Raw genomic sequence first — 11,298 nt, 5'->3', positions numbered from 1 at the left:
ATCAGCGACCAGAAAACAACGGAACCTAAATATAATGAAGACAATAAGTTGTGGGCACCGGCCGGCATCAAGTTTCTATTTGCCGTGCTCATAGATCCAGCAATATTGAATACATCTTATCGCAATATGGCATACACATCAAGTGTTGCGCTCGGGAATGTCGGAAATTTCATTTCGGAGATGAAAAGAGATAACTACGTTATCATGGGTACACGTAATAGTAAGCCTGTATTGTTATTGGACAATAGAACTTCATTGATAAACAAATGGTCGGACATGTATAGAACGGTACTGAGGCCGAAGCAAATGGTCGGAAGATTCCGCTTCAGTAAAAAAGAGGATCGCACAAACTGGCAAGAACTGATAACACCCCATCAAGATATTTACTGGGGTGGTGAAACTGCAGGAGCTATCCTAACAGGGCATCTCGTTCCAGAGATATATACGATCTATTCTAATACAGATCGTTTCGAACTGATGAAAAACCTAAGGCTGATTCCAGACGCAAGTGGAGAGGTAGAAATTCTCCGACCATTTTGGAATGAGAGTACAATCACCGATACCAACAACACAGTTCCTCCAATACTGGCCTACGCGGAATTAATTAGTAGCCTAGATAGTCGCAATAGAGAAATAGCAGCACGAATAAAAGAAAAATATGTCGGATAATCACATACTATTACCATTGGTCTCTGAAATGTTAACAGAGATGAGCACGGTATGCTCCAAGTTTGGAATCGATTTCTATCTTGTAGGCGCCATAGCAAGAGATATACATCTATCCGCAAATGAAGAACTGTTATCAAAAAGGAGAACAAAAGATGTAGATTTGGCCATCACCATCAGTGATCAGGGTCAATATAACCATGTCAAAGCTTCGCTTATAGCAACCGGCCTTTTTGAAGGTCATGAGAGTGAGGCAATCAAACTCATATACAAAAAGGGAATAGAAGTAGACCTTCTGCCATTCGGCGAGATAGAACAGCCTGATAGAAATGTGAGACTAACAGATCCGACTTTCGTACTGAACATGCCCGGATTCACCGAGGTCTATCCATTTGTCAAAGATCACGATATCGGCAATGGTCAAATCATAAAGGTCTGTACTATAGAAGGTATTATTCTTCTAAAACTCATTGCCAATGACGACAGACCCGAAAGGACTAAGGATATAGCAGATATAGACCACCTTATTCAAAGTTACTTTGACCTTAACGATGATGATATCTACATGTTGCACTACGATATCCTGGAACTTTACGACACCGATGACACTGACTACATCCAACTAGTCTGCTCAAGACTGATCGGAAGAAAGATAAGCCACATGCTTTCGCAATCGGGAGAACTTGCAGATAGAGTCAGGAAAATACTAGCAAAAAGAGAAACAAACAGGTGGCATGCCAAGCTAATGGGGATGGGCGATGGTTGGTCGACGCAATATGCTATATCCATGGAAAAACTCAGCTAATTTTTACTATAGATTCTTAAATTTTAGCTAACTTACACGGAAACAGAGCAATAAAATGATCTCTAAAACGCTTTCTTCTATAACAACCTCTTTTCAGAAAAATTCTTGGAGCAATCTATCCGATCTTTTAACGGTAGAAGAGTGTCTTCTGCGAATAAAAACTGGAACATACCAAGCACAGATTGAAACTCTCAGAAAGTATCTCGCAGAAGGTGATACCGAATATTATGACAGGGAAAAAAGAAGATTGCCAGCTGTTACTTTTTCGGCAAGTTTCAACCAAAAAAGAAACAGATCATCAATATCGGTCTATAACCAGCTACTCGTACTAGATTTCGATAAGCTATCGAAAGAATTGATGGAGGACTTAAAGTCTCACTTTAGAAAGGATTCCTATATTTGGTCGTTCTGGGAATCGCCTTCTGGATCCGGCTTAAAAGGACTAATCAATTTGGATTTCTCTTCGGAATTTCCACTAATGAGATCAACTTCAGACATACTTATGCCTTTAGAAAGGTTTTCGCTTATATGAAAGAGAAATATGGTATTGAGCTTGACAAGAGCGGAAGCGATGTCACCCGTCTATGTTTCTTTTCCTATGATCCACATCTTTTTATAAGAGACGAGAGCACCCCATTCCTCGTAGAATACGACGAAGCAGAAGCAGCGGTTGTCAAATTTAATAGTAGCTCCAATTTCTTTTTGGAAAAGGGGCCTTTTCCTGCCTCCCAACGACCAACTGTATCAGGATCAACACCTATTATCATTGCAAAATGTTTTTGACTAAGCCCATTCAAATATCTATAAGTTTTGATCTTGCCAGCAGGCGTAGATGTATCCAGTTCAAACGGACAATATCCTAAGAACCCGAAAATAGGTGGATAATATTGAATTTGGGGTTCGCTTCTGTTGTTTTCCCAATATGTAATGCTGTCCTCACTAACATTAAATATTGCTGCTAAATCCTTTTGAAGCAGCCTTAGCTCGATTCTCCTCTTCCTGATATGTTCACCAAGAGTCTGTGGATTTACTGGCACATTTATTAGTAGAGGTTTACTGATTTGTTGTTCAAAACGTAAACAAGGCAACGCAGGAATGTCCATGTGGATATTACAATCACCCAGATAAGGAGTGTATTTGCGGAACTGCATTAGTACAGCGGTATTTGAGTAAAATTTCATGCCCTTTGTTAGATAGAATAGATCTTCATGTAGAAGTGACTCCTATTGAGTTTAGTGAGCTATCATCATCACGCAAAAGTGAACACAGTAGAGATATACGACAACGGGTAATTAAAGCTCGAAATATGCAAGCAATACGCTTTGAAAAAAATCAAAATGTACATTGTAATGCGCAAATGAGCTCTAAATCAGTTCGTGATATTTGTTTAATTTCGGAAACAGGCAAACAATTACTAAAAGTAGCGATGGAAAGATTAAATCTTTCAGCTCGAGCTTATGACAGAATTTTAAAAGTAGCGCGTACCATAGCAGACATGGAGAATTCTTCAGAAATTGAAAACCAACATTTAGCAGAAGCTATACAATTCAGAAGTCTCGACCGAGAAAGTTGGGCTGGCTAACTGACTAAAACTGATCTATAAAGTGCCTAATTATCCACGGATGAATCAATATTGTAATTAGCAAACCAGCCAATGCACCAAATAAATGGGCGTCATGATTTATTCTATCATTAGAGTTTTTGGAAGCCCAAATACAATAACCAATATATAGAACAGCAAATAAGTAAGCTGGCATAGGTATAATCAAGAATATACCAAGCATAGCCTTTGGTTCAAACAAAATAAACCCGAATAAAACAGCTGATATGGCACCCGAAGCGCCTAAACTAAAATAGCCTGAGTTATTTTTCTGCTGTACGATCGTAGGAATATCACTTAAAACCAAACTTGCAACATATAATAAAGCAAAATACAAATGGCCGACCTCTCCATTTGCTGCCACAAAATACTTTTCTAATGAAAAACCAAAAAAGTAAAATGTAATCATATTAAACAGTAAATGCCCCCAATCCGCATGTACTAGTCCACTAGTGAAAATTGTAGTAATTTTACTCTTATCACGGTGAATACTGTAAGGGTGAAGCATCATTCTCCCCAATATATCGGGATTTGAGAATGCATAAATACTAGAAGCTACGGTAATAGCAAATATAAAACTCGCTACAGGAGTATTTAAAATATAATCTTGAATCATAATTATTAGAATCGGTCTTCGATTAAGAATACAAACAAATCTTTAGGTCCATGCGCTCCTAATACCAACATTTTCTCAATATCAGCAGTGCGACTAGGCCCTGTAATAGTCGTAATCATAGAGGGTAAGTTATTACCATATTTTTCTTTGATAATAGACATACCATGACGAATATCCATGACTAACTGTGATGCTTTTGCAAACACGATATGTATAGGAGGATAAATACTCAAGCGACGACCACCAGGATTAGCATTTGAAATCATAATACTTCCATTACGAGCGACTAAGACTTCACAAGCTGTAATTCCAATTTCTGCTACTTCAAAATCCTTTTCGGTACTATAAAATGGGAAACCGTAAGTCTTTAAAATCTCTTGAACCTCTGGCTCCCAAGCATGTATTTTTTTCACACCCAACTCTTCTACAAGAGCTATGAGATTTTCTATTACAGCGATTTCTCCATCACAATAAATAAATTTACCAGATACATTAGTAAATTCTCTAGCGAAAGTAACATCCAATCCCTCCTCTTCATCCTTGTACAATTTTGAATCTTCAAAATCTGGATTGGGATTATCTCGCTTCTGTAATAAAGCTTGCCTTATGCTTTTCAGCATTCTTTCTTTAGGTGTTGTATTTCGAGTATTCATTGTAAAAACAAAACAGGTGTACAAAAAGGTACACCTTATTTATTATTTTTCTTCTTCATTCAATTGAGATGACCCTACCTCTGGTTGAGCTGTTTGCTCTGGTAAAGGAGGTAGCGGCAATTCTGTCTGTGGAACACCTCCACCGTCAGCACCACCATTCACGAACTCATCGTATGTTGTTCTGTTTGAAAAAGGTCGTTTACCAAGAATTTCTTCTAAATCAGCTTGGAATAAAATTTCTTTCTCCAATAATTTTTCAGCTATCTTGATTAACCCATCTTGATTATCTAACAACAATTGCTTTGTTCGGTCATATACAGCAGTGATTAACACTCGAACTTCTTCATCAATAAGTTGAGCCGTCTGATCAGAATAAGGCTTTTGGAATTGTGACTCACCTGTACTATCATTGAAAGAAACATTACCTACTTTATCGTTCATACCGTAAACAGCAGTCATTGCATAAGCCAACTTAGTGATACGCTCTAAATCATTTTGCGCACCAGTACTGATACGTCCAAACGTAATATCTTCGGCTACACGCCCTCCCATCGTCATACACATGCTGTCTATAAGCTGTTCAGTAGTGTATAAAAATTGTTCTTTTGGCAAATATTGAGCATAACCCAAAGCCGCTACACCACGTGGAACTATTGATACTTTCACCAATGGATCTGCATGCTCTAAGTACCAACCTGCGATAGCATGTCCTGCTTCGTGATAAGCAACGATTTTTTTCTCTTCCGGAGAGATAATTTTATTTTTCTTCTCAAGACCACCAATTACTCTATCAATTGCATCTTGAAAATCTTGCATTTCTATTGCTGACTTACCCTTACGAGCTGCTATCAAAGCTGCTTCGTTACAAACATTAGCAATCTCAGCACCCGCAAAGCCAGGAGTTTGAGCAGACAACTTCTTAGCATCAACCTCCTCAGCCAGTTTAAGAGGCTTCAAATGCACATTAAAAATATGTTCACGACCAATCAAATCTGGTTTGTCAATTGATATTTGTCTATCAAAACGACCAGGACGTAATAAAGCTTGATCCAATACATCAAGACGATTTGTAGCGGCTAAGATAATTACACCTAAATTGGTACCGAAACCATCCATCTCAACCAACAATTGATTTAATGTATTTTCACGCTCATCATTACCACCCATCATAGAGTTTTTACCACGAGCACGTCCAATAGCGTCAATCTCATCAATAAAAATAATACATGGTGCCTTTTCCTTTGCTTGCTTGAATAAATCACGTACACGAGATGCACCTACTCCAACGAACATCTCTACGAAATCAGACCCTGATAAAGAGAAGAATGGAACCTGAGCTTCACCAGCAACTGCTTTAGCCAACAACGTTTTACCTGTTCCCGGAGGGCCTACTAGCAATGCACCTTTCGGAATTTTACCTCCTAAATCAGTGTATTTTTTAGGATTTTTAAGAAAATCCACAATCTCCATCACTTCAGTCTTAGCTTCTTCAAGTCCTGCTACATCATTGAATGTGATATTAATTTGAGACTCTTTATCAAATAATTGAGCTTTAGATTTACCAATATTAAATATTTGGCCTCCACCACCAGCTCCACCACCGCCCATGCGACGCATCAAGAACATCCAAATAGCGATAATAATCACTAATGGCAAAATGAATGAAATTATACTACCCCAAGGATTCGTTTTCTCACCCCACTGAATTGAAATTTTTGGTGTACCTTCTGGTAATAATTTCTGAGACTCACTCAATTTCTGACTTAATATATCTGCAGAACCCTCCGTGAATACATATTGAGGACCTTGTGATTGAGCACCAAATGCAATCTTATTATCAGCTGGGGCAAAATCTTTATATTTGGGATCATCTTTAAGTTTTTCTGGCTTAATATAAACCTCAACTTCATAAATGCTTCCGTTTTTTAATGCTACTATCTTTTGAACATCGCCAGTTAGCAACAGTTCCTTTTCGAATTTTTCATAGGTAATATCCTTTGTTGTATTTGAAGTGTACAAATAATTCAACGCAAGGAAACCCGCTATAATTGCAATATAAAGCCATATCATATTGAATTTTGGCGGAGTAGGTGTTATCTTCTTACTCGGTATTTTTTTCATTATATATCTAACGTATCTATTCTAAAATTTAATATTATGCACTCTTAAAACTTTCTACCTTCGCATCACCCCACAAATCTTCCAATCTATAACGATCACGTGCCTCTGTTTTAAAAACATGCACTACAACATCTACAAAATCCAACAATATCCACTCTCCATTCCCCTGACCTTCTTTATGCCACACGTCATAACCAAATGCTTTGGAAACCTCATCTTCTACGCTCTTAGCAATTGCATTTACCTGTACATTACTATCTGCATTACACACAACGAAATAATCAGAAAGAGTAGCATTTACATCGCGCATATCCATTTTCACTATTTCACTAGCCTTTTTTTCTTGCATCCCGTACACCACTATATCTGCCAATTTGTTAGACAATTCTGAATTTTTCTTTTTACTCATTAAGAAATATTATAGTTTTACTATGTATTTAAAATCATTACCACTTGCAAAATAACACATTTTTTGAAGATTCTACCCCTAATAACATAATTGTTTTTGAAGAATTACCCTCAACAAATGATTATCTAAAAGAACTATTGTCAAAAGTCAAGCCACTTGATCCGCACACTGTCATAATGACAAAAAATCAGACAGCAGGCAAAGGTCAACGAGGAAATCAATGGAAAAGTGCAGCAAATCAAAATCTCACTGCTAGTTTCTTGATTTCTCCTGAAAAGTTAGATATTTCAAACCAATTTTCCCTTACATTAATAGCTAGCTTAGCCGTTTATGACACTTTAAAGACCTTTGTCAAACAGGATGTTGCTATTAAATGGCCTAATGACATTCTAATTAACAATAAAAAAATAGCTGGAATACTCATTGAAAACAAAATTAGTGGAAGCTATATCAAGCATAGTATAGTAGGTATAGGTATCAATGTTTATCAATATGATTTCCCTGCAGAAATTGATCAAAAAACCACATCTCTAATACTTGAAAACGAATTGCTGGTCGTTAAAATACTACAACTAGCACATTTAATTCAAGAAAAAATTAAGCATTACACCGTACTTTCTAAAGAAAACAACGCAGCACTTCTAAATCTGTATAACCAAAAATTATTCAGAAAACACGAATTGCATTCTTACAATTATGAAGGAAATATTGTAAAAGGAAAAATAATCAAAGTAGAAAGCGATGGATTACTACAAATTGAAATCAAAAATAAGCTGCATAAAGTCGATTTAAAAGGTATAACTTATATATTATAACAAACAAATTACTTGTCTTATCATTTAATAAATATGTAAATTCGCATTAAACTTTTAGGAAAGCAAATAGTCTTAAAGGTATATTTTAAAGAAATTTGAACATAAATTATATGAAAAAATTAAGTTTATTATTTGCAGCTGTTTTAATGACAATTTCTGCAGCTTTTGCTCAGATCCAATCTCCTGTAAAATGGCAGGTAGCTTCTAAAAAACTAAATAGTAAAGAAGCTGTAGTATTAATTAAAGCTACAATCCAAAGCGGTTGGCATATTTACGGTCAAAACGTAGCAGATGGAGGACCAGTTTCAACAACTTTCAAATTTGAGAATAACAAGGGCTTTACATTAAACGGCAAACCTGTAGAAAATGTAAAACCAAAATCGAAGTACGAAGAAGTATTTAAAATGAATGTTCCTTATTTCACAAACGAAGTTGTTTTCCAACAAAAAGTTAAATTAACTGGTAAACAAGCTTCTGTATCTGGGACTGTAGAATACATGGCATGTGACAAAAACCAATGTTTACCTCCAGATGAATACAATTTCACTGTAGCAATAAAGTAAAATTTAATTCATAAGACATATAAAAGGCAGTTGTTAACTGCCTTTTTTTTATTTTTACAAATTATCAAAATACTCATTCGTAATGAAAGCCTACTTGTTTTCTATTTTACTACTATTGAATTTAGGCCTTTTCAATAGTATATCTTTTGCTCAGGATACCATAATTAATTTAGATGACGTTGAATTTTCTGATGGCACATCATCGGAGGAGGCAAGTGTAGATAGCTCGGCTGTTGTCGACTTTGGCGATGTCGAGTTTACTGATGGACAAGATTCTAGTCAACTATCAGCTGCTACATCTCCGGTTGATTCTTTGCAGAATGCTGGTATCTCTACTTCAAGTGAAACACAAAAAGAAGATGCTTCGTTGTGGGGAATTTTTATAGCAGGTTTGTTGGGTGGTTTCGCAGCATTTTTCATGCCTTGTATCTTCCCAATGGTACCGCTGACAGTGAGTTTCTTTACCAAAAAAGCAGGTTCTCGTTCCAAGGCTATTTCGCAGGCCTTTATGTATGGGTTGTTTATTATTGTTATCTACGTGGCCTTGGGTATGCTTATTACCATAGCTTTTGGTCCAGAAGCATTAAATGAACTGTCGACAAATGGTATTTTTAACTTCTTCTTCTTCCTATTATTGGTTGTCTTTGCGACATCATTCTTAGGTGCATTTGAAATTACATTACCTAGTTCTTTTGTAAATAAAATTGATTCAAACTCTGATAAAAGTGGTCTTGTTGGACTGTTCTTCATGTCTGCAAGTCTTGCTGTAGTTTCATTCTCTTGTACAGGTCCAATTATTGGCACTTTGCTGGTAGAGGCTGCTACACGTGGTGAGCGTTTAGGTCCTGCGATCGGTATGTTAGGCTTTTCATTAGCATTAGCTGTACCTTTCGTGTTGTTTGCCATGTTCCCTTCCATGTTAAAATCCTTACCTAAATCTGGCGGTTGGTTGAATAGCATAAAAGTTGTTTTAGGTTTCTTAGAATTAGCTTTAGCCTTGAAATTCTTATCAAATGTAGATTTGGCATACAACTGGAACTTATTGGATAGAGAGGTATACTTAGCGTTATGGATTGTAATTTTTGGCTTATTAGGTCTGTACTTAATTGGTAAAATAAAATTCTCACACGACAGTAGTTTAGAGTTTTTATCTGTTCCACGTACGATGTTTGCTATTATGGTATTCACGTTTGTAGTCTATATGATTCCAGGAATGTGGGGCGCTCCATTGAAAGCTATTTCCGCATTTTTGCCACCAGTAGGTACGCAAGATTTTGACTTGGCATCGGGTGTGTCACATGCTCCGAATGCAGCTGGTACAGATGCTGCTAAACGCAAACATTACACATATTTCCATAGCAAAGCGACGATCAAAGGGTTAGATCCTTATTATGATTACGAGGAGGCTTTGGCTGCTGCCAAAGAACAAAATAAACCATTGTTGGTTGATTTTACTGGTTGGAACTGTGTGAACTGTCGTAAGATGGAAGCAGAGGTTTGGAGTATACCAAAAGTACGTGACATGATCAACAATGACTTCATCTTGGTAGAATTATATGTAGATGATAAGGTGTTAGAATTGCCAGAGAGCGAGCATTATGTTTCAGAAAAAACGGGCAAAAAAATCAATACAGTAAGTAAGCGCAATGCTGATTTTCAAATCACAAGATTCGAGAGCAATTCTCAACCATTATATGCACTGCTAGACACGAATGGAGAATTATTAGTTCCAACAAGTGGTGCTGTCTACAATGTAGATAAGTATGCTGATTTCTTGAAGTCTGGATTAGAAAAATTTAAAGCAAAACATTAAAGCAATTAATATTAATTTAACAAAAAAATAAGTCTGATATTGATATATTTGTAAAACTATGGGTGAAATTAAAAATATTGCAGTTTTAACATCAGGTGGAGATGCACCAGGCATGAATGCAGGAATACGTGCAGTAGTTCGTGCAGGTATATATCATGGACTAAATATGTATGGTGTAAAAAGAGGATATGACGGCCTTGTAAAAGGAGAAATTATCCCGATGGACGCCAAGTCTGTTGCAAATATTATTCAACGTGGTGGAACAATATTGAAAACAGCAAGAAGTGACGAATTTAGAACATACGAAGGCCGCAAACAGGCTTATGAAAATATAAAAAAGTTAGGCATTGATGCTTTAGTCGCAATTGGAGGTGATGGGACTTTTACAGGAGCTTCAAAATTCATAGAAGAATTTGATATTCCTATTATTGGTATGCCTGGAACAATAGACAACGACCTTGCTGGTACAGATTTTACAATCGGATATGATACAGCAATCAATACAGTTGTTGATGCTGTTGACAAAATTCGTGATACTGCAGAATCACACGATAGATTGTTTGTTATTGAAGTAATGGGTCGAGATTCAGGACTTATTGCATTGCGCTCTGGTATTAGCACAGGAGCTGAAGCAGTTTTAATCCCTGAATTGGAGGTGGATTACAATGCGATAATGAAACGACTAGATAGCACGCGTAAAAATAAATCATCACGTATTATAATCGTAGCCGAAGGTGACGAAGAGGGTGGATTGGTCGTGGCTGATAGAATTAAGGAAAATTTCCCTAATTACGATGTCCGTGTTTCTATCTTAGGTCATATCCAACGCGGAGGCAAACCATCATGTATGGACCGCGTATTGGCTAGTAGATTAGGCGTAGCTGCTGTAGAGGGTCTGATAGCAGGTCGTCGAGGCGAAATGGCAGGTCTTATTTGTGGAGAAGTTTCTTTCACCCCATTCAGTAAAGCAATCAAACATATAGATAAGATAAACACAAACCTAACTCGAATAGTAGAGATACTATCCCTGTAAAATAAAAAATGCCTTTAGAATATTCGAGGGCACTGAAAAAGTCCCCTTTTAGATTGGGCTAAAAAAAGGAGTGGAAAACAACAGTTTTCTGCTCCTTTTTTCGTATCTTAAAGTAGGTTTTAACGGACATCAGGATGCTTTCTACCCAACAAAAAATACATTTCAGTTCCTATTCAGGATTGTACGATATCATTGTTCCAAAAG

Annotated in this window: 11 protein-coding genes and 2 pseudogenes; 8 read left to right on the top strand and 5 right to left on the bottom strand. The window is 36.8% G+C overall.

The features are described 5' to 3' along the window. The first annotated feature begins 126 nt into the window (after positions 1-126). The 3 genes and pseudogenes from IPZ78_RS12650 to IPZ78_RS17370 form a co-directional block, all read left to right on the top strand. Positions 127-669, top strand: coding sequence for a type IV toxin-antitoxin system AbiEi family antitoxin (locus IPZ78_RS12650; RefSeq protein ID WP_225554273.1), 543 nt, complete (start codon positions 127-129; stop codon positions 667-669). After that, positions 659-1,471: a nucleotidyl transferase AbiEii/AbiGii toxin family protein gene (locus IPZ78_RS12645; protein ID WP_225554272.1), complete on the top strand. Its 813-nt coding sequence runs from the start codon at positions 659-661 to the stop codon at positions 1,469-1,471. The genes IPZ78_RS12650 and IPZ78_RS12645 overlap by 11 nt, the downstream gene beginning before the upstream one ends. 55 nt (positions 1,472-1,526) lie before the next feature. Continuing rightward, positions 1,527-2,026, top strand: a pseudogene (locus tag IPZ78_RS17370) (BT4734/BF3469 family protein); the annotation flags it as partial. Positions 2,027-2,067: 41 nt separating this feature from the next. Here IPZ78_RS17370 and IPZ78_RS12635 read toward each other — a convergent pair. Then, on the bottom strand, positions 2,068-2,574 hold the full coding sequence (locus IPZ78_RS12635) for a helix-turn-helix domain-containing protein (protein WP_225554345.1): 507 nt from the start codon (positions 2,572-2,574) through the stop codon (positions 2,068-2,070). Here IPZ78_RS12635 and IPZ78_RS12630 point away from each other — a divergent pair. Further along, positions 2,568-3,053, top strand: a pseudogene (locus IPZ78_RS12630) (magnesium chelatase subunit ChlI family protein); the annotation flags it as partial. The gene IPZ78_RS12635 and the pseudogene IPZ78_RS12630 overlap by 7 nt on opposite strands. Before the next feature lie 4 nt (positions 3,054-3,057). On the opposite strand, the gene IPZ78_RS12625 reads toward IPZ78_RS12630, so the two are convergent. From IPZ78_RS12625 to rsfS, 4 genes are read right to left on the bottom strand one after another with little or no spacing between them, the layout of a single operon-like run. After that, a complete protein-coding gene (locus tag IPZ78_RS12625) occupies positions 3,058-3,687 on the bottom strand; it encodes a rhomboid family intramembrane serine protease (RefSeq protein WP_225554271.1) in 630 nt (209 codons plus the stop codon). A gap of 5 nt (positions 3,688-3,692) precedes the next feature. Further along, positions 3,693-4,340, bottom strand: coding sequence for a LutC/YkgG family protein (locus IPZ78_RS12620; protein WP_225554270.1), 648 nt, complete (start codon positions 4,338-4,340; stop codon positions 3,693-3,695). A gap of 42 nt (positions 4,341-4,382) precedes the next feature. Beyond that, positions 4,383-6,461 carry an ATP-dependent zinc metalloprotease FtsH gene (gene ftsH, locus IPZ78_RS12615; RefSeq protein ID WP_225554266.1) on the bottom strand — a complete coding sequence of 693 codons (2,079 nt, stop codon included), beginning with the start codon at positions 6,459-6,461 and terminating at the stop codon, positions 4,383-4,385. Between the two features lie 34 nt (positions 6,462-6,495). Continuing rightward, positions 6,496-6,870, bottom strand: a complete 375-nt coding sequence (gene rsfS, locus IPZ78_RS12610; RefSeq protein WP_225554264.1) for a ribosome silencing factor — start codon at positions 6,868-6,870, stop codon at positions 6,496-6,498. Between the two features lie 44 nt (positions 6,871-6,914). On the opposite strand from rsfS, the gene IPZ78_RS12605 reads away from it, so the two are divergent. The 4 genes from IPZ78_RS12605 to pfkA all read left to right on the top strand — a co-directional run bounded on the left by IPZ78_RS12605 (position 6,915) and on the right by pfkA (position 11,094). Next, positions 6,915-7,685 carry a biotin--[acetyl-CoA-carboxylase] ligase gene (locus tag IPZ78_RS12605; RefSeq protein WP_225554262.1) on the top strand — a complete coding sequence of 257 codons (771 nt, stop codon included), beginning with the start codon at positions 6,915-6,917 and terminating at the stop codon, positions 7,683-7,685. 110 nt (positions 7,686-7,795) lie between these two features. Next, the gene (locus IPZ78_RS12600; RefSeq protein ID WP_225554260.1) at positions 7,796-8,248 is read left to right on the top strand and encodes a protein-disulfide reductase DsbD domain-containing protein; all 453 of its coding nucleotides are present in this window, start codon (positions 7,796-7,798) and stop codon (positions 8,246-8,248) included. 82 nt (positions 8,249-8,330) lie between these two features. Beyond that, positions 8,331-10,061 (top strand): protein-disulfide reductase DsbD family protein, encoded by a 1,731-nt coding sequence (locus IPZ78_RS12595; RefSeq protein WP_225554258.1) that lies wholly within the window; start codon positions 8,331-8,333, stop codon positions 10,059-10,061. 58 nt (positions 10,062-10,119) lie between these two features. Next, on the top strand, positions 10,120-11,094 hold the full coding sequence (pfkA, locus tag IPZ78_RS12590) for a 6-phosphofructokinase (protein WP_225554255.1): 975 nt from the start codon (positions 10,120-10,122) through the stop codon (positions 11,092-11,094). The last annotated feature ends 204 nt before the right edge of the window (positions 11,095-11,298 follow it).

The sequence above is a fragment of the Sphingobacterium bovistauri genome (assembly GCF_020295405.1).
Lineage (GTDB): Bacteria > Bacteroidota > Bacteroidia > Sphingobacteriales > Sphingobacteriaceae > Sphingobacterium > Sphingobacterium bovistauri.
The sequence above is the reverse complement of the archived record's forward strand: the minus strand, read 5'-3'. Positions and strand labels throughout refer to the sequence as shown.